The sequence below is a fragment of the uncultured Jannaschia sp. genome (genome assembly GCF_947494055.1).
Taxonomy (GTDB): Bacteria; Pseudomonadota; Alphaproteobacteria; order Rhodobacterales; family Rhodobacteraceae; genus Jannaschia.
On sequence record NZ_CANLTR010000005.1, the window covers coordinates 211,188 to 230,182 of the forward strand.

Sequence of the window (18,995 nt, forward strand, 5' to 3'; positions counted from 1 at the left end):
CGCGATTCCGGTTCGGGGTCGCATCAAGACCAGACGGGGCGGCAACGATCCGCCCCGTCCTCCAAGGGGGAGCGACGGACATGACGAACGATCCGAAGGCCGGCCCGGCAGGCGGCGTCGCCGCGAGCGAGGGCGCCGCGGCATTGACCGAGGCGGAACAGCGGGCGCTGGAGGAGAAGTTCGACAGCGAGGTCCGGTTCCGCCCGCTGACGCGGCCGGTGCTCATCGCCTCCTCGATCGCGCTCTTCGTGCTGTCCTGCTTCCACTACTACACCGCCGGCTTCGGCATCCTGCAGCAGACGACGCATAACGGCCTGCACCTCGCCTTCACGCTCGGTTTGGTCTTCGCGGTCTTCGCCTTCTCCGGCCGCGTCTCCACCGACCCCGCCGAGCAAGGCTGGCTGAGACCGCTGGGCCTGCCGCTTCTCGACTGGGCGTTCCTGATCGGCGGCGTTGTCTCCGCGATGTACGTGCCGTGGATCTTCGACACGTTGGCCATGCGCGTCGGCAACCCGACGCCCGTCGACGTCGCGATGGGAACGATCCTCATCCTCTGTCTGCTGGAGGCGACGCGGCGGGCGATGGGCTGGCCGCTGCCGGTCATCGCCATCCTGTTCATGGCCTACGCCTATTTCGGCCAGTCCATGCCCGGCATCCTGCAACATCCGGGCGCGTCCTGGGCGAGCCTCGTCAATCACCTCTACCTGACGAGCCAGGGCATCTACGGCACCGCGCTGGGCGTGATCGCGACCTACGTGTTCCATTTCGTCCTGTTCGGGGTGCTGGCGACGCGGATCGGGCTGGGCCAGCTCTTCATCGACCTCGCCTCCGCGCTTGCTGGCCGTTACGCGGGCGGGCCGGCCAAGGTCTCGGTCCTGTCCTCGGCGATGCTCGGCTCGATCTCGGGCTCCTCCATCGCCAACACGGTCACGACCGGCTCCCTCACCATCCCGGCGATGATCAAGATCGGCTACCGGCGCCACTTCGCGGCGGCGGTCGAGGCGGCGTCGTCGACGGGTGGACAGATCACGCCGCCGGTCATGGGGGCGGTGGCGTTCCTGATGATCGAATACCTCGAAGTGCCGCTGACGACGATCCTGACCGCGGCGCTGGTGCCGGCCTTCATGCATTTCTTCGGCGTACTGGTGCAGGTCCACATGGAGGCCAAGCGCCTCGGCCTGCGCGGGCTGACGAAGGAGGAGCTGCCGGATGCCTGGAAGGTGTTCAAGGCAAACTGGCTGACGATCTTCCCGCTGATCGTGCTGGTCGCGATCCTGCTATCGGGGCGGACGCCCTATTCGGCGGCGTTCTGGGGCATCACCACCTGCATCGCCGTGATGGTGGTGCAGAACCTGATGGCGCGTGGCTTCGTCGACGCGTTGCGGGCGACGGCGACCGATATCTTCGACGGCTTCGTGATGGGCGCGAAGTACTCGCTCTCGGTCACGGTGGCCGCCGCGCTGGTGGGCGTGGTGATCGGCGTGGTGACGCTGACGGGCGTGGGGTTCAAGATCGTGTTCCTCGTCACCTCCACCGCTGGCGGCTGGGCGGAGACGGTCGCGCCCTACATCCCGTTCGGCGCGATGGACGTCGGCACGCTGACGCTCCTCTTCACGCTGATGATGACGGCGGTGGTCTGCATCCTCATGGGCTGCGGCATCCCGACGACGGCGAACTACCTGATCATGATCGCCATCGCGGCCCCGATCCTCGGGGCGCTCGGGGTGGAGCCGATCGTGGCGCATTTCTTCGTGTTCTACTACGGCGTGCTGGCCGACGTGACGCCACCCGTGGCGCTGGCCGCCTATGCCGCCGCCGGGATCGCGGGGGCGAACGCGTTCAAGGCGGGCAACACGGCGTTCCGCCTCTCGATGGGCAAGGCGCTCGTGCCCTTCGTGTTCGTGTTCTCACCTTCGCTTCTGCTGGTGACGCAGGGGTTCACCTGGCCGTCCTTCATCCTCGCCCTGTCCGGCGCGATGCTCGGGATCACTGCGCTGTCGGCAGCGTTCTCCGGCTACCTGACGCAACCCTTGCGCGCGTGGGAGCGGTCGCTCCTCGCGGTGGCCGCGCTCCTCTTCGTGGCGCCGGACCTCGTCACGACACTGATCGCGGCGGCGCTTTGCGTGCCGGTCCTGATCCGTGGTTTCGTCGGCGGATCGTCCTCGCCGGCGCCGGCTTGAGGACGCAGGTGCCTCTCTGGCCGCAAGGCCCGGCGTGACGTCGGGCAGCTCCCCGGCCTCCATCGGCAGGGGGGGCTGCCCCCACCCGCGGCCGGGGACTGCCCTTACCGCATAGCTTATCCCGGTCGAGCTTCAATCGGCCCGAGCGACCTCCGTTCCGGCACCCCGATACCACCCCACGATGGCGGCGCGTTCCGCCTGCGTGATCCCGGTCAGGTTGCCCGGCGGCATGGCGTGCGTGACGCCTGCCTGCAGGTAGATCTGCCGCGCCTCGTGGGCGATGTCGGCGGTGTTCTCCAGATGCACGCCCTTCGGCGCCCAGCGGATACCGTCCCAGTTCGGCTCCCGCGCGTGGCACATGGAGCATCGGCCCTGCACGATGCTCGCGACCTCCTCGAACCCCTCGGCCTCGGCGAAGCGCGTCTCGTAGGCCGTCATCCCCGCCTCTTCCAGCGCCTCGTAATCCCCGTCCCAGGAGGACGCGGTGGAGAGCCAGGCGATCACCACGAAGAGGACTGCCGTCGCGCCCCAGGTCCAGACGGGACCGGATCCGGTCGCGTGCAGCGTGTTGAAGTAATGCCGGATCGTGACGCCGAGCAGGAAGACGAGCGCCGCGATGATCCAAGCGTGCTGCGTGCCGAAGGCCAGCGGGTAATGGTTCGACAGCATCAGGAACAGGACCGGCAGGGTCAGGTAGTTGTTGTGGGTGGAGCGTAGCTTGGCGATCTTGCCGTATTTCGCGTCCGGCGTCCGTCCCGCCTTGAGGTCGTCCACCACGATGCGCTGGTTCGGCATGATGATGAAGAAGACGTTGGCCGTCATGATCGTCGCCGTCATCGCGCCGAGATGGAGGAGCGCGGCGCGTCCGGTGAAGACCTGGTTCAGAAGCCAGCTCACCGCGACGATGCCCGCGAAGAGGACCAGCATCACCAGCGTCGGCCGCGACGCCAGCGGCGACTTGCAGAGAAGGTCGTAACCGATCCAGCCCGCCGCGATGAACGCGGCCGAGAGCAGGACCGCCTGCCAGACGGCGAGTTCGAGCTTCGACGGGTCGATCAGGAACAGCTCCGCCCCCGCCCAGTAGACGACTGCCAAAAGGGCGGCGCCCGAAAGCCAGGTCGTGTAGCTCTCCCATTTGAACCAGGTCAGGTGGTCGGGCATCGACCCCGGCGCGACGAGGTACTTCTGGATATGGTAGAAGCCGCCGCCATGAACCTGCCATTCCTCTCCATCGGCGGGGCCGGGCACGTTGCGGTTCAAGCCGAGGTCGAGCGCGATGAAGTAGAAGGACGACCCGATCCACGCGATCGCGACGATGACATGCGTCCAGCGGACCGCGAAGGCGAGCCAGTCCCACATGATGGCGAGGTCGTACATGCGCGGCTCCTTCGGATCATGGGGGCGGTTCCTGTTTCGCGCGCTGCGGCGCGGCGGGCAAGGCGTCAGCTGCCCCGGTAGGTCGAGTAGCCGAAGGGAGAGAGCAGGAGAGGGACGTGATAATGGACCGCCTCGTTCATGCCGAAGCGGATCGGGATGCGCTCGAGGAACAGCGGGTCGTCCCGGAAGCCCTGCGCGCGGAAATAGTCTCCGGCCTGGAACACGAGCTCGTAGCTGCCGATGCGGAAGGCGTCCTCGGGCATGATCGGCGCGTCGGTGCGACCGTCGGCGTTGGTGACGGCTTCCGCCAGCAAGTCACGCGCCTCGCCGGCCACCCGCCACAGCGTGATGGCCATTCCGTGGGCGGGATGCCCCTGCGCGGTGTCGAGGACGTGGGTGGTAAGGTAGCCGGCCATTTGCGTCTCCGTCAGCGTTCGGCCGCAGGATGCGACGTCGGAGGTTGCAGGGGAAGCCGGCAAATGGCGAGAAGGGTCCGACGCGACCCCGAGGAGTCCCCAATGACCCGCTACCCCCGTGACCTGCAGGGCTACGGCCCGACCCCGCCCGAGGCGAACTGGCCCGGCGGCGCGCGGATCGCGGTGCAGATCGTGCTGAACTACGAGGAGGGGGGCGAGAACAACGTCCTCCACGGCGATGCCGCCTCCGAGGCGTTCCTGTCGGAGATCGTCGGCGCCGCGCCCTGGCCGGGACAGCGGCACGCCAACATGGAGTCGATCTACGAATACGGCGCGCGGGCCGGGTTCTGGCGCCTGCACCGGATGCTGCGCGACCTGCCCGTGACGGTCTACGGCGTGGCGACCGCGCTGGCGCGCTCGCCGGTGCAGGTCGCGGCGATGAAGGACGCGGGCTGGGAGATCGCGAGCCACGGGCTGCGCTGGGTCGAGCACAAGGACATGCCCGAGGATGCGGAGCGCGCGGCCATCGAGGAGGCGATCCGGCTGCACTCCGAGGTCGTGGGCGAGGCGCCCGTCGGCTTCTACTGCGGACGGTCCTCGGTCAACACGATCCGGCTCGCCGCCGAGACCGGGCAATTCGCCTATCTTGCGGATACCTACGCCGACGACGTTCCCTACTGGATCGAGGTCGGTGATCGGGACCAGATGATCGTGCCCTATACGCTCGACACCAACGACATGCGCTTCGCCACGCCGCAGGGGTTCAACGCGCCGGAGCAGTTCTTCGACTACCTCCGCGCGACCTTCGACACGCTTCACGCCGAGGGCGGGCGGATGATGTCGGTCGGCCTGCATTGCCGCCTCGTCGGACGGCCCGGCCGGGCGGAGGCCCTCGCGCGGTTCGTCGAGCACGCCCGGGCCAGGGGCGATGTCTGGTTCGCCACGCGGGAACAGATCGCGGCGCATTGGGCGGCGACGCACCCGCATGTCCGGCGGAAGCGACCCTCGCAGATGGATCGCGAGACCTTCGTCGCGCGCTTTGGCGGCGTCTTCGAACATTCGCCCTGGGTTGCGGAGCGGGCGCATGCGCTGGAGCTCGGCCCCCCGCACGACACGGCGATCGGTCTGCACAATGCACTGGCCCGCGTCTTCCGAAGCGCAAGCGAGGCTGAGCGGCTCGGCGTCCTGACCGCGCATCCGGACCTTGCCGGCAAGCTCGCCGCCGCGAAGCGACTGACCGAGGAAAGTTCGTCGGAGCAGGCGAGCGCCGGGCTCGACGCGCTGACCGACGCGGAGCGGGCAAACTTCGAACGATTGAACGCCGATTACGTCGCTCGGCACGGCTTCCCGTTCATCATCGCGGTACGTGACCACGACAAGGCCGGCATCCTCGCCGCTTTCGAGCGGCGCAACGGCCAGAGCCGCGAGACCGAGTTCGCCGAGGCCTGCCGGCAGGTGGAGCGCATCGCGCTGCACCGCCTGTCGGACATGCTTCCATGAGCCGGGAGATCCGGACCGAGCCGCTGACCGCCGAAGCCTTCGCGCCGTTCGGCGAGGTGCTGGAGGCGCGGGGCGACCCCGACAGGATCATCAATCAGGGGATGTGCGGCCGGCATCACGACCGCGCCCGCCTCGATTTCGCCGACGGCCAAGCCGGGATCAGCGTATTCGACGCCGTGCCGCGCGACCTGCCGTACCGGCTTGAGATGGTCGAGCGGCATCCCGCGGGCAGTCAGGCCTTCGTGCCGATGCATGGCAATCCGTGGCTGGTAATCGTCGCGCCTGACAATGCCGGGATTCCGGGCATTCCGCGCGCTTTCGTGGCGGAACCGGGCCAGGGGGTGAACTATCGGCGCGGGACGTGGCACGGCGTCTTGACCCCGCTCGTGGCGCCGGGCCTGTTTTCCATCATCGACCGGATCGGTGACGGCGAAAATCTCGAGGAACACTGGTTCGAGGCGCCGTACACCGTGCTCCGCGATCAAGGCTGACGGGGGACTTGCCATGAAAGACCATTCCATCGGCACGCCGGCAGAGCTGCGCGATCCAGACTACACGCCCCCGCTGGCGCAGGCGATCCCGCTCGGCATCCAGCACGTTATGGCGATGTTCGTCTCGAACGTTACGCCGGCGATCATCGTGGCGGGCGCCGCGGGGTTTGGCTTCGGCTCGGACTCGCCGGACTTCCCGGAGCTTCTCTACCTGATCCAGATGTCGATGCTCTTCGCGGGCGTGGCGACGCTGCTGCAGACGGTGACGATCGGGCCGGTGGGCGCGGCGCTGCCGATCGTTCAGGGCACGAGTTTCGCGTTCCTGCCGATCATGATCCCGCTCGTGGCGGGCAAGGGCGTGGATGCGCTCGCGGCCCTGTTCGGAGGCGTGCTGATCGGCGGACTGTTCCATGCCTGCATCGGTACCTTCATCGGCCGCATCCGCTTCGCGCTGCCGCCGCTCGTCACCGGCCTCGTCGTGACGCTGATCGGTCTCGCGTTGGTGCAGGTCGGCATCCAGTACGCGGCCGGTGGCGTGCCGGCCATCGGGACGGCGGAATACGGCTCGGCGCTGAACTGGTCGGCGGCGTTGATCGTGGTCGTCGTCACGCTGGCGCTCAAGTTCTTCGCCCGCGGGATGCTTTCCGTCTCGGCCGTGCTGATCGGGCTCGTCGTGGGATATCTCTACGCGATCCTCGTCGGCATCTTGCCGGTGGCCGACATCGCGGGGTCGTGGTCGAACGCGGCGGCCTTCGCCCTGCCGCAGCCGTTCCGCTACGGTTTCGAGTTCTCGGCCGCCGCGGTCCTCGGCTTCTGCCTGATGGCCTTCGTCTCCGCGATCGAGACCGTTGGCGACGTCTCGGGCATCGCCAAGGGCGGCGCGGGGCGGGAGGCGACCGACCGGGAGATTACCGGCGCGACCTACGCGGACGGTCTCGGCACGGCAATCGCGGGCGTATTCGGCGGCCTGCCCAACACCTCATTCAGCCAGAACGTGGGCCTGATCGCGATGACGGGGGTGATGAGCCGCCACGTCGTCACGATCGGCGCGATCTTCCTCATCCTCTGCGGCCTGATCCCGAAGGTCGGCGGCGTCATCCGGACCGTCCCGATCGAGGTTCTGGGCGGCGGGGTGATCGTGATGTTCGGCATGGTCGTCGCGGCGGGCGTGTCGATGCTCGCCGACGTCGTCTGGAACCGTCGCAACATGGTGATCTTCGCGGTCGCCCTCTCGCTCGGCCTCGGCCTGCAGCTCGAACCGGGGGCGGTGCAGTATCTGCCCGACTGGCTTCGCGTGCTGATGGTCTCGGGGCTCGTGCCCGCGGCCTTCATCGCCATCGTCCTGAATCTCGTCCTGCCGGAAGAACTGGCGGAGGAGACGGTCGAGGACCTCGTCCCCGCGGGCGACGGCACCCGCCCGCGGGACGTGCCGCGGCATTGATCCACCCCCGTCCGGCGAGGCGCTGCGACATTTGTCAGCCCCGCAGTTCCTTGAAAAATTCTGGTTTGGAACATATCCAGAACCTATGGGTAAAATGTCGATCCGGGACAAGCTCGCGCTTTTGTCCGATGCCGCGAAGTACGACGCGAGTTGCGCCTCCTCGGGCACCACGAAGCGCAACTCGAAGGATGGTTCGGGGCTCGGTTCGACCACCGGCTCGGGGATTTGTCACGCCTATGCGCCGGACGGGCGGTGCATCTCGCTCCTCAAGATCCTGATGACGAACCACTGCATCTACGACTGCGCCTATTGCGTGAATCGCGTGAGCAGCAACGTGCAGCGCGCCCGGTTCACGGTCGACGAGGTCGTGTGGCTGACGACCGAGTTCTACCGTCGGAACTACATCGAAGGGCTGTTTCTCTCCTCCGGCATCATCAAGTCGTCGGACTACACGATGGAGGAGATGGTCCGCATTGCCGAGAAGCTGCGCGCCGGCGGGTTCCGCGGCTACATCCACCTCAAGACGATCCCTGACGCCGCGCCCGAGTTGATCGAGCGGGCCGGCCTCGTCGCCGACCGCCTCTCGATCAACGTCGAGCTTCCGACCGATGCCAGCGTGAAGGCGTTTGCGCCGGAGAAGGACCCCGAGCAGATCCGCGGCGCGATGGGCAAGGTGCGTCTCACCACAGAAGATTACGCCGACAAGTCGCATACCGGCCGCAAGCGAGGCCGTTTCGCGCCGGCTGGGCAGTCGACGCAGATGATCGTCGGCGCCGATGCCGCGAACGACGCGACGATCCTCGGCAATGCCAGCCGTCTTTACGGCGCCTACGGTTTGAAGCGCGTGTATTACTCGGCCTTCTCCCCCATCCCGGACAGCAGCGCCGTGCTGCCGCTCGTCGATCCGCCGCTGATGCGGGAGCACCGGCTCTACCAGGCGGACTGGCTCCTGCGGTTTTACGATTTCGGACTGGACGAGATCGTCACGCGGGACGGGGCGGGGATGCTCGACCTTGACATCGACCCGAAGCTCGCCTGGGCGCTGTCGAACCGCGACCGTTTTCCGGTGGACGTGAACCGCGCATCGAAGGAGCTTCTGCTGCGCGTGCCGGGGTTCGGCACCAAGATCGTGGATCGGATCGTCGCGGCGCGGAAGTCCGCATCTCTGGGCCTCGAGGATATTCGCCGCATGGGCGGGCGGGTGAAGCAATCGCGCGCCTTCATCACCACGCGCGACCATCATCCCGGGGGCAATCTCGACGCCGAGAATCTCAAGGCCCGCTTCGTGAAGCCGAAGCAGATGGAACTCTTCTGAGATGTACGCCCCGCGCCTTCCCCGCATCGGCACCTACGAGGCCTGGCGGGACGTGGCGCGGCGTCTCGCCTCGGCGGACGTCCCGCCCGAGGACGTGGACTGGGCCCTCGAGGGCGAGAGCGACGCGATGTTCGACGACGCGTTGCCGGAGGCCGGGCGGCCGCTCGCCGTCACCAAGGCGTTCCTGACGCTCAGTCGCGACCTGATCCCCGAGCGGACGGGGCTGGGCATGCGGTTGGCCTATTCGCTGTTGACGCGAACTCAGGGACGGCCGGACCTGCTCGCGAACCGCGCCGACGAACAGGTCGCGCGCGCCCGCGACATCGCCAAGGCGATCCATCGCGACATCCACAAGATGCATGCCTTCGTCCGCTTCCAGGAGCTGGCCCCGGACACCGAACGCCCCGACGGGCGCCGCGCCTTCGCCGCATGGTTCGAGCCGGAGCACCGGATCGAGGAGCCGGTGGCAAGCTTCTTCGTCGACCGGTTCGGAGACATGGACTGGCGGATCGTCACGCCGGAGGTGACGCTCACCTATGCCGGAAGAGAGCTTTCGATGGAGGCCGTGGCCGCGACGCGACCGAATGCCACGGATCCGCTCGAACAGCTCTGGACGACCTATTACAGCAACATCTTCAACCCCGCCAGGCTGAAGCCAGACGCGATGCGGGCGGAGATGCCGAAGAAGTACTGGCGGAACCTTCCCGAGGCGCAGGCGATTCCTTCCCTGATCGCCGGCGCACGGGCTCGCGTGGCCGAGATGCAGGCCGCCGGGCCCAGCCTTCCGGCGCCGCAATCGCTCAGACGGAAGGATGACGTCATGGCCACCCAACCCGGACCCGACCTCTTCGCCGCCACAAATCTGGAGGGCATCGCCCGCGACGCGAAGGGCTGCACCCGCTGTCCGCTCTACGGCCCCGCCACGCAGACCGTCTTCGGCGAGGGGCCGGAGGACGCGCCGCTGATGTTCGTGGGCGAGCAGCCGGGCGACCGCGAGGACATTGCCGGGCGCCCCTTCGTCGGTCCCGCGGGGCAACTCTTCGACCAGGTCGTCGAACAGGCGGGGATCGACCGGAAAGCGGCATACGTCACGAATGCGGTGAAGCATTTCAAGTTCGTCCAGAAGGGCAAGCGCCGCATCCACCAGAAGCCCGGTGGCGGCGAGATCAGCGCCTGCCGGTGGTGGCTCGAGCAGGAATTGACGACGGTCGACCCGAAGGTCGTCGTGGCGCTCGGCGCGACGGCGCTGCATTCGCTGACCGGGGACGGCAAGGGGATCCTGAAACGCCGCGGCCAGATGGAGGAGACGCGTGACGGGCGGCCCCTGATGGTCACCGTGCATCCGAGTTTTCTTCTGCGCCTGCCCGACGAGCGTACTCGTGCGGCCGAGACGGAGCTGTTCCGGCGCGACCTCGAGGCGGTCCGCGAGGCGCTGGCGCAGGCGGGGTAATCCAAGCGGCATCCCGCCCGGTCAAGATTAACGCAAGTTGCGCAAAATTCTGGACAGGTGCGGATCGTTCGTAGGAACCCTGCGCACGATCCGGCCGTTTACGTTTTATACATCACGAGGAATTTTCGATGCGCAGCATTTCCACCGTCGTCTTCCCTGTTGCAGGTCTCGGGACGCGGATGCTTCCCGCCACCAAGGTCACGCCGAAGGAATTGTTGCCGGTCTACGACACGCCGCTTCTTCAATTCGCCGTCGAGGAGGCGCTTGCCGCCGGCGCGAAGCGTCTGGTCTTCGTCTCCCACCCCGCCAAATCAGCGATCGAGGCCTATTTGCGCCCCGATCAGACACTCGAGGCGGAGTTGACGGCGAAAGGCAAGACCGAGCTTCTGGAGGCCGTGCAGGCTGCATCCGTTCCAAGCGACGTGGAGGTGGTCTTCACGATGCAGGAAGAGCAGCTCGGCCTCGGCCACGCGATCCTTTGCGCTGCACCGCATGTTCTCGACGGGCCGGTCGGCGTGATCCTGCCCGACGATCTGATTCTCGGCGCGCCCTGCATGCGCGAGATGGCGGAGGCCTTCGATCCCGAACGCATGCGGAGCCTCGTCGCCGCGCAGCGCGTCCCGGCCGATCGCGTATCGAGCTACGGCATCTTCGACTGCGACTGCGACGGCGCCGACGGAAAGGCCCGGACCCTCGCGGCGCGGGGCTTCGTCGAGAAGCCCGATCCTGCCGATGCGCCGTCCGATCTCGCCGCGGTCGGTCGCTACGTGATCGCGCCTGACGTGTTCGATGCGCTGACGCGGACCGAGCGTGGCGCTGGCGGAGAAATCCAGATCACCGACGCGATCGCCGCGGCCGGCGCGATCCATGCGTTCCGGTTCTCGGGTACGCGTTATGACTGTGGGTCGAAGGACGGCATCGTTGATGCTACGCTTGCCGTACAGGCAGCGCGGCGGGACAATGAAGTCCCGCTGGCCATCGCCGCAGAATAGATCGATTGAGGGGGGGCTTCCTTGGAATTCTACCAGATGACGGGCTTCATGGGCGTGGAGACGGATACGGCCGATGACTGCTCCGACATACGGATGCCCGATCCCGCCGATTCGGCGCTGTTCCTCGATTTCGACGGCACGCTCGTCGAGATCGCGGATCGACCGGACGGTGTCGTCGTGCCGCAGAACGTGGTCGACCTTCTGGATCGGGCGATGGACCGGCTGAACGGCCGTGTCGCGCTCGTCTCCGGACGTTCGGTTGCCACGCTCGAAGCGTTCCTTCCGGGGTTCAAGGGCGCGCTGATCGGAACCCACGGGGCCGAAATGCGTGCCATGGGTGGCGAACATCTTGATGTGGTGGAGATCGACCACGGTACGGTTTCCCGGCTTTGCCGTCTGGCCGACGACTTCGCCGCTTTGCGGCCCGAATTCTTCGTCGAGCACAAGCCGTCGGGCGTCGTGCTGCACTTCAGGCAGGCGGAGCAGCATTCGGCGCTGGCGATGCGGTTCATGGAAAGCCTCGCCATGGCGGCCGATGGTTTCCGCCTTCAGCCGGCCCTCATGGCCTACGAGATCAAGCCGGAGGGCGTCGGCAAGGACATCGCGCTGAAACGGCTGCTCGACACCGATGCGTTCCGCGACAGGACGCCGATCTATGCCGGCGACGATCTGACCGACGAGCCCGCGCTCGAACTGGTCCAGTCCCGCGGCGGTGTGGCGATCAAGATGGGCCATGCGGAAACCGTCGCCGAGCACAGGCTCGAGCGTCCCGAGCAGCTCGCGGCTCTTCTAGGAGGCTGGCTTGCCTGATGAAGAAGACAGCGGGGGGCGGCTCCTCGTCGTTTCCAACAGGCTTCCCAAGGGCGACGACGTCCCGGCAGGGGGGCTCGTCTTTGCAATCCACGAAGCGCTGACGGAGGCCGGCGGATTGTGGATCGGGGCCGCCAATCCGACCGAGGAGACCGATGACGGCCTGACCCAGATCGGAAGCGGCGACTACGACCGCGCGACGTTCTCGCTCACCGAAAGCGAGCACAAGGGGTTCTATTTCGGCTATTCGAACTCGGTGCTCTGGCCGCTCTTCCACCACCGCTCCGATCTGCTGTCGCTCGACGGACGGGACTTCGAGGATTACGCGACCGTCAACACACGCGTGGCGCGCGCCATCGCCGCGATCGTCGAGCCGAACGACCTGATCTGGATCCAGGATTACCATTTCCTGATGGTCGCGCAGGAACTTCGCAGGCTCGGTGTCGACAACCGGATCGGGCTGTTCCTCCACATTCCGTTCCCGAACCTCTCGGACGTCATGGCGCTGCCCCAGGTCGACATGATCGGTGGATGGCTCGCCGCCCACGATCTCGTCGGTCTCCAGACATCCCGCGACGTCTCCGCCGCGCAGGACGTGCTGCGCCGCGATCCGCAGGCGCAGATCCTCAACAACGGGTCCTGGATTCGCGACGGCCGCATCTTCTCGGTCCGCAGCTTTCCTATCGGGATCGACGCGGAAAGTTTTGCCAGGACGGCGGCCGAGGCACCTATCGTCGATCTCCAGGTGCCCGAAGGCGCGCCGCTCCTGCTGGGCGTGGACCGGCTCGACTACTCGAAGGGGCTCGTCCAGCGCTTCGAGGCGTTCGGAGCCTATCTCGGCATGCGAGAACCGCACGACCCGAAGCCGACCTACATTCAGATCGCGCCCGTCAGCCGCGAGGACGTCTCTGCCTATCAGGATATTCGGGAGGAGCTTGAGCGAACGGCGGGCTCCACGAATGGCGAGCACGCCGAACTCGACTGGACGCCGATCCGCTATATCCGCCACCATATCGACCGCGACATCATCGCGGGCCTGTACCGCCGCGCGGACGTGGCACTGGTGACGCCGCTCGCCGACGGGATGAACCTCGTGGCGAAGGAATATATCGCGGCGCAGAACCCCGAGAGTCCCGGCGTGCTCATCCTGTCGCATTTCGCGGGCGCCGCCGAGCAGATGGCGAACGGAGCGCTGATGGTGAACCCGTTCGACAAGCGTGCCTTCGCGCAGGCCATCGACCGGGCGATGCGGATGCCGCTGGAGGAGCGAAAGCAGCGATACAACGATCTGCGCCAGGGCGTGTTCGAGGAGGACATCCGCTGGTGGACGGACGCGTTCCTCAACTGGCTGCGGCGGGCGCCCCGGTCCTTCGACCGGGCGGTCCGGCAACTGACCTGAGAGCCGACGCGGCCCGCCGGCGAGGACCCCTCTTTTGGACCACTGGGTTCTCCTGATCCTCGCCGCCATCGTCGTGGGCGCGTCCAAGGGCGGACTCGCCTCCGCCGCGGCCGTTGCGGTGCCGATGCTCGCGCTGGTGATGAGCCCGGTGGAGGCGGCGGCCACGTTGCTGCCGGTCTATCTGGTGACGGACTGGGTCAGCGTCTGGCTCTACCGGCGGGACTATTCGCGGCGGAACCTCGCGATCCTGGTCCCTGCGATGCTGTTCGGCGTCGTCCTCGCGACGCTCCTGACGCCGGTCCTGCCCGAGGCCGCGCTGCTTCTGGCGACGGGGGCCATCGGGTTCTGGTTCCTGGCGCGGGACTGGATGAACCGGGCGGTGACCGTGCCGACGCCGGCCGGCATCCTGCCGGGCCTGTTCTGGGGCACGATCACCGGCATCACCAGCTTCATCACCCATTCCGGCGGCCCGCCGTCGCAGGCCTATCTGCTCCCGCAACGCCTGCCGAAGCTGGTCTTCGCCGGGACGATCGCCATCGCCTTCACTGTCGGCAACCTCGCCAAGCTGCCGGGCTACTGGGTGATCGGCGCTCTGGACCGGCTCGACTGGGGCCTGACGGCCCTGCTGATCGCGGCCGGGATCTGCGGGACGTTCCTCGGTCGCCGGATCGTCGAGATCCTGCCGGAGGACGCCTACCGGACCGCGATCAAGGCGCTGTTGCTGCTCTTGTCGGTCGTACTGGTGACGAAGGGGATTCTGGGCCTCCTTTGACGCCGGGGGCGCCTGTCAGCGGTACATTAGGTCCGGCAGGAAGGTGACGAGGCCGGGGAAGGCGACGAAGATCACGATCGACAGGAGCAGTAGCCCGAGGAAGGGCAGCGTGTCCCGCGCGATCTCGCCGATGCCGCGATCAGTCATCGACTTCAGGACGATGAGGTTGAAGCCCACCGGCGGCGTGATCTGCGCGCATTCGATGACGATGACGGCGAAGATGCCGAACCAGATCAGGTCTATCCCCGCCGCCTCGACCATCGGCAGGACGACCGAGCTCGACAGGACGAGGATCGAGATGCCTTCGAGGAAGCAGCCGAGGATCAGAAAGAACACGGTCAGCACCGCGATCAGCGCGACCGGCGACAGGTTCATCTCCTCGACCCAGGCGGCGGCGACGCGGGGAATGTCGGCGAAGCCGACGGCGATGGACAGGCAGGCGGCCGCCGCGATGATGAACGAGATCATGCAGGAGATCCGCGTGGCCGAGAGCAGGCTGTCCATGAACATCGCACGGCTCAGCGTGCCGTTCAGGAGCGCGAGGAGAAGCGCACCGACGATGCCGATGGAGGCGGCCTCGGTCGGCGTGGCGATGCCGCGGTAGATCGAGCCGATGATCGCGAAGATGAGGGCGACGACGGGCAGCAGGTCTTTCGAGGCGCGGATCTTCTCCGCGAACGTCGTCCGCGGTACGGGGTCGCCCTGCCGGTCGGGATTGAGCCACGACCAGAGGGCGATGTACCCGGAGAACAGCAGGATCAGCAGCGCCCCCGGCACGATCCCCGCGACGAACAGGCGGGCGACGGATTGCTGCGCGACGACGCCGTAGACGATCATGATGATCGAGGGCGGGATCAGCAGGCCGAACGTCCCCGCACCGGCGAGCGAGCCCACCATCATCGACCGGTCGTAGCCGCCGCGTCGCAGTTCCGGCACGGTCATCCGCCCGACCGTCGCGCAGGTCACCGCGGAGGAGCCGGAGACGGCTGCCATCACCCCGCAGCCGACGACATTGACGTGCAGCAATCCGCCGGGCAGCCAGCCGACCCAGGGCGACAGCCCGCGAAAGAGGTTGGTGGACAGGCCCGACCGCATCAGGATCTCGCCCATCCAGATGAAGAGCGGCAGCGCGGTCAGCGCCCAGTTCCAGCTCGCGTCCCACATGGTCGAGGACAGGATCGAGCCGGGCGCGATCGGCGTGAACCACGCGAAGATGACGACGGCGGCGGACAAGAGCGAGAGCGCGATCCAGACGCCGCTGCCCAGCAGGACGAGAAGGCAGAGCAGCAGCGCGATGCCAGCGAGGGTGACCGTGTCCATCACTCGGCCGTGCTGTCGACGTTGGTCTCGTAGCCGGCTTCCTCACCTCGCCAGACGAGTGTCGCCTGCTCGAGGATGCCGAGGCACATGACGGCGAGTCCGAAGGCTACCGCGCTTTGAGGAATCCAGAGCGGCACGCCGAGCATGCCGGGACTCAGGTCGCCGAAGCGGTAGCTCTCCGCCGTGAAGAGCGTCATCTGCCAGGCCGCATAGCCGGTAACGAACGCGCCGATCGCGCAGCACCACAGCTCCACCCAGCGGTTGCGACCCTGCGGAAAGAGCTGGCCGATGAGGGTGATGCGGACGTGACCCCCGTTAACGAACGTATAGGCCAGGGCGAGGAAGGTGGAGGCCGCGAGGAAGAACCCCGAGATCTCCGTCGTCTCGACCGCCATGCCCATCTGCCGGGCGACGATCTGGCAGAGGGTCGCGACGGCAATGCCCGCGAGGAAGAAGGCGGCCGCGTAGCCGCAGGCGAGATAGAGGCCGTGCAGGGCCTTGCGGAGCATTGCGGCACCCTTTCGTGGGAGCGGTGGCGGCGGCCTGTCCGGCCGCCGTGATCGGATTATTCGGAGGTGGCCAGATATGCGTCGAGCACGGCGATCTCGTCCTCGGCGGCCTCGCCGCGGAACTCCTCGAGCATCTGCCCGCTGATCTCATCGATCTTGGCCTGCAGCTCCGGGCTTCCGTCGGCGACGGACATGCCGTTGTCGACGAGCACCTGCACCGTGGCGTCGGCCGCTTCCTGGCTCAGCTGCCAAGCGGTCTCCGTCGCCCGCGCGCCGGCCTCGCGGATCGCCTCCTGCAACTCGGGGGACAGGCGCGACAGGGCGCGGGCGTTCACGATGATGGCGTTCTTGCTGAGCGAGGTGCCGGTATACGTGAAGTGGTCCACGTAGTCCCAGGCCTGGATGTCGTTACCGGTCTGGGCCGAGGTGAAGAGCGACTCGATCAGCCCGGTGGAGAAGGCCTGCGGCACCTCGGCGAAGGGCAGGATCGTCGCGTCGAAGCCCAGAAGCTCGCCCAGGCGCTGCGTCGCGGGCGAGTAGATCCGGAGCGACACGCCGTCGAACTCCGACCCGTCCGTGACCTCGAAATTGGTGAAGAAGCCCTGTCCCGGCCAGGCCATGTAAGTGAGCACCTCCATCCCCATCTCCTCGAAGGCGGCGTCGAACCAGGGATCCTGCGCTTCCATCAGGCGATGGGCCTCCTCGTAGTCGCTCGCGAGGCCGGGCAGGCTGTCGAGCGTGTACATCGGGCTCTCGTTGCCGTAGACGCCGAACCGGATTTCGCCCAGCTGCACCTGACCGGACTGCACGGCCCTGCGAATGGCGTCGAGCTTGATGAGCTCGCCGTTCGGGCGCAGGTCGATGGTCAGCTCGCCGTCGGCGGCACTCTCGACCTCGTCGATGAACTGGCGGATCGTCTTGGTGAAAAAGCTGTCCTCGGGATAGCCCGACGCCATCACCCATGTCTCCTGTGCGGCAGCGGTCGTGGCGGCGAGGCAGAGCGCGAGGGCGGCCTGTCCGAGTCTGGCACGTATCGTCATAATGGTGTCCTCCTGTCGGATCATGTCGCGGCCGGGGAAAACCGTTTCTGACGCGTCGGCTGATTGACCCCCGTCCGCCGTTCGTGGGGTCATCAAGACACCGTGGGGAACCGCTGACAAGCGCCGTCTCCCACGGCGGGTCGGTCCGATCGCACGGGAATGCGCGCGGGATGCGCGCCGTCCTCCGCCATGCCCAATCCTTGGGCGCTGCCGAGTCGTGACGATCCGCCCTTGCCAATCCGGCATCCTCCGCAAAGACTTGGACCCACAGACCCGCATCGCTCGAACGACGACAAGAACGAGCCCCGGGCATATCCTATCAGGGAGACACGAGATGAACCGCTTCACGCTTCTGGCTTCGACAGCATTCCTCCTCGCCGCGCCGCTCGCCACGACGGCCTTCGCCGCGGAGGTGGCCGAGGGCGACACGCTGGCCGAGGATCAGAGCTTCTCCTACCGCCTGCTCGACCAGTTCCCGACCATCGACCCGCAGCTCATCGAGGAGACGGCCGGCGGCCACGTGGCGCGGCAGGTCTTCGAGGGATTGCTGACGCAGAACGCCGACGGCACGCTGCGCCCGGGCGTGGCGACCGAGTGGTCGAGCGACGACAACCGCGTCTGGACCTTCACCCTGCGCGACGACGCGCGCTGGTCGAACGGCGAGCCGGTGACGGCGCAGGATTTCGTCTATGCCTGGCGCCGCGCGGCCGATCCGGCGACCGCTTCGGAATATGCCTGGTATGTCGAACTGACGCAGATGCAGAACGCCGCCGAGATCGTCGCCGGCGAGATGGAGCCGTCCGAGCTCGGCGTGCGCGCGGTGGACGACCATACGCTCGAGGTGACGCTGAACCAGCCGCTGCCGTACTTCCCGCAGATGGCCGTGCATTACACGCTGATGCCCACGCCGCAGGCCACGATCGAGGCGTTCGGATCGGATTGGACCGCGCCGGAGAACATCGTCTCCAACGGGGCCTACGTGCTGACCGACATCGCGGTGAACGAGTTCTTCCGGCTGGAGAAGAACCCCGAATACTGGGACGCGGACAACGTGATCATCGAGGAGGTGACGGGCTACGTCATCAACGACGCCAACCAGGCGCTGAGCCGGTTCCAGGCCGGCGAGTTCGACATGATGGACGATCTGCCGGCCGGCTCCTACCCGACGCTCGAGGAGGAGAGCCCGGACATCGCCCATGCCGTGCCGCGGCTCTGTTCGTACTACTACACGGTCAACCAGTCCGAGAGCGGTCACGAGGCGTTGAAGGATCCGCGCGTCCGCAAGGCCTTGAGCTACGCGATCAACCGCGACGTCATCGTCGATCAGGTCCTCAAGGCGGGTCAGGCCCCGGCCTACAGCTTCACGCATTGGGCGACCGCCGATTTCGAGCTTCCGGAGATCGACTACGCCCAGCTCACGCAGCAGGAGCGGATGGAGCAGGCGCGATCCCTCCTCGAGGAGGCGGGCTACGGGCCGGACAATCCGCTCGAGCTCGACCTGATCTACAACACTTCGGAGAACCACCGGCAGATCGCCACCGTGGTCAGCCAGATGTGGAAGCCGCTCGGCGTGAACGTCACGTTGTCGAACTACGAATGGCAGAGCTATCTCGACATCCGCGGTCAGCAGAACTTCGACCTCGCCCGCTCGGCCTGGTGCGGAGATTACAACGAGGCGTCGACCTTCCTCGATCTTCTGACCACGCGGAACGCCAACAATGACGGCAAGTACGACAATTCCGACTACGACGCCCTCCTGACCGAGGCGGCGCAGGCCGACGATCCGCAGCCGCTCTATACCCAGGCCGAGGAGATCCTGGCCGAGGACATGGCGATCATCCCGGTCTACCACTACACGCAGAACTTCGTGCTCGACCCGAGCATCCGGCATTGGCCGATGGAGAACGTGGAGAACAACTGGTACGTCCGCGACATCTATCGCGCGTCCGAAGGCTGAGGCGCGGGGCCGGGGCGTTCCCGTCC

General features: G+C 67.0%; 16 protein-coding genes. 11 read left to right on the forward strand and 5 right to left on the reverse strand.

Annotated elements, in window-relative coordinates; all coding sequences use genetic code 11:
- Window positions 1–80: 80 nt before the first annotated feature.
- Window positions 81–2,180: a TRAP transporter permease gene (locus tag Q1A87_RS07470; RefSeq protein WP_299649099.1), complete on the forward strand. Its 2,100-nt coding sequence runs from the start codon at window positions 81–83 to the stop codon at window positions 2,178–2,180.
- 132 nt (window positions 2,181–2,312) lie between these two features.
- Here Q1A87_RS07470 and Q1A87_RS07475 read toward each other — a convergent pair whose 3' ends face one another.
- On the reverse strand, window positions 2,313–3,557 hold the full coding sequence (locus Q1A87_RS07475) for a urate hydroxylase PuuD (RefSeq protein WP_299649102.1): 1,245 nt from the start codon (window positions 3,555–3,557) through the stop codon (window positions 2,313–2,315).
- A gap of 65 nt (window positions 3,558–3,622) precedes the next feature.
- Window positions 3,623–3,973 (reverse strand): hydroxyisourate hydrolase, encoded by a 351-nt coding sequence (gene uraH / locus Q1A87_RS07480; RefSeq protein WP_299649105.1) that lies wholly within the window; start codon window positions 3,971–3,973, stop codon window positions 3,623–3,625.
- A 102-nt stretch (window positions 3,974–4,075) separates the two neighbouring features.
- On the opposite strand from uraH, the gene puuE reads away from it, so the two are divergent.
- The 9 genes from puuE to Q1A87_RS07525 all read left to right on the forward strand — a co-directional run bounded on the left by puuE (window position 4,076) and on the right by Q1A87_RS07525 (window position 14,143).
- A complete protein-coding gene (gene puuE / locus Q1A87_RS07485) occupies window positions 4,076–5,473 on the forward strand; it encodes an allantoinase PuuE (RefSeq protein WP_299649108.1) in 1,398 nt (465 codons plus the stop codon).
- Window positions 5,470–5,964: an ureidoglycolate lyase gene (locus Q1A87_RS07490; RefSeq protein WP_299649111.1), complete on the forward strand. Its 495-nt coding sequence runs from the start codon at window positions 5,470–5,472 to the stop codon at window positions 5,962–5,964. Before puuE ends, Q1A87_RS07490 begins: the two co-directional genes overlap by 4 nt.
- 13 nt (window positions 5,965–5,977) lie before the next feature.
- Entirely contained in the window at window positions 5,978–7,405 is a 1,428-nt protein-coding gene (locus Q1A87_RS07495; RefSeq protein ID WP_299649114.1) for a nucleobase:cation symporter-2 family protein, read from the forward strand.
- 85 nt (window positions 7,406–7,490) lie between these two features.
- On the forward strand, window positions 7,491–8,720 hold the full coding sequence (locus Q1A87_RS07500; protein WP_299649118.1) for a putative DNA modification/repair radical SAM protein: 1,230 nt from the start codon (window positions 7,491–7,493) through the stop codon (window positions 8,718–8,720).
- Window position 8,721: 1 nt separating this feature from the next.
- Entirely contained in the window at window positions 8,722–10,170 is a 1,449-nt protein-coding gene (locus tag Q1A87_RS07505) for a UdgX family uracil-DNA binding protein (RefSeq protein ID WP_299649121.1), read from the forward strand.
- 128 nt (window positions 10,171–10,298) lie between these two features.
- On the forward strand, window positions 10,299–11,162 hold the full coding sequence (locus tag Q1A87_RS07510) for a UTP--glucose-1-phosphate uridylyltransferase (RefSeq protein WP_299649124.1): 864 nt from the start codon (window positions 10,299–10,301) through the stop codon (window positions 11,160–11,162).
- A 21-nt stretch (window positions 11,163–11,183) separates the two neighbouring features.
- Complete coding sequence (otsB, locus tag Q1A87_RS07515; protein ID WP_299649127.1) at window positions 11,184–11,972, forward strand: trehalose-phosphatase; 789 nt, start codon at window positions 11,184–11,186, stop codon at window positions 11,970–11,972.
- Complete coding sequence (locus Q1A87_RS07520; RefSeq protein WP_299649130.1) at window positions 11,965–13,371, forward strand: trehalose-6-phosphate synthase; 1,407 nt, start codon at window positions 11,965–11,967, stop codon at window positions 13,369–13,371. Before otsB ends, Q1A87_RS07520 begins: the two co-directional genes overlap by 8 nt.
- A 34-nt stretch (window positions 13,372–13,405) precedes the next feature.
- Window positions 13,406–14,143 (forward strand): sulfite exporter TauE/SafE family protein, encoded by a 738-nt coding sequence (locus tag Q1A87_RS07525; protein ID WP_299649133.1) that lies wholly within the window; start codon window positions 13,406–13,408, stop codon window positions 14,141–14,143.
- Window positions 14,144–14,158: 15 nt separating this feature from the next.
- Here the strand turns inward: Q1A87_RS07525 and Q1A87_RS07530 are convergent, their stop codons facing one another.
- The 3 genes from Q1A87_RS07530 to Q1A87_RS07540 are packed head-to-tail and all read right to left on the reverse strand — an operon-like array spanning window position 14,159 to window position 17,012.
- On the reverse strand, window positions 14,159–15,463 hold the full coding sequence (locus Q1A87_RS07530; RefSeq protein ID WP_299649136.1) for a TRAP transporter large permease subunit: 1,305 nt from the start codon (window positions 15,461–15,463) through the stop codon (window positions 14,159–14,161).
- On the reverse strand, window positions 15,463–15,972 hold the full coding sequence (locus tag Q1A87_RS07535; protein WP_299649138.1) for a TRAP transporter small permease: 510 nt from the start codon (window positions 15,970–15,972) through the stop codon (window positions 15,463–15,465). The genes Q1A87_RS07530 and Q1A87_RS07535 overlap by 1 nt, the downstream gene beginning before the upstream one ends.
- 56 nt (window positions 15,973–16,028) lie before the next feature.
- Entirely contained in the window at window positions 16,029–17,012 is a 984-nt protein-coding gene (locus Q1A87_RS07540; RefSeq protein WP_299649141.1) for a TRAP transporter substrate-binding protein, read from the reverse strand.
- Window positions 17,013–17,346: 334 nt separating this feature from the next.
- Here Q1A87_RS07540 and Q1A87_RS07545 point away from each other — a divergent pair, with 334 nt between their 5' ends.
- On the forward strand, window positions 17,347–18,969 hold the full coding sequence (locus Q1A87_RS07545; RefSeq protein ID WP_299649144.1) for a peptide ABC transporter substrate-binding protein: 1,623 nt from the start codon (window positions 17,347–17,349) through the stop codon (window positions 18,967–18,969).
- Window positions 18,970–18,995: the final 26 nt, after the last annotated feature.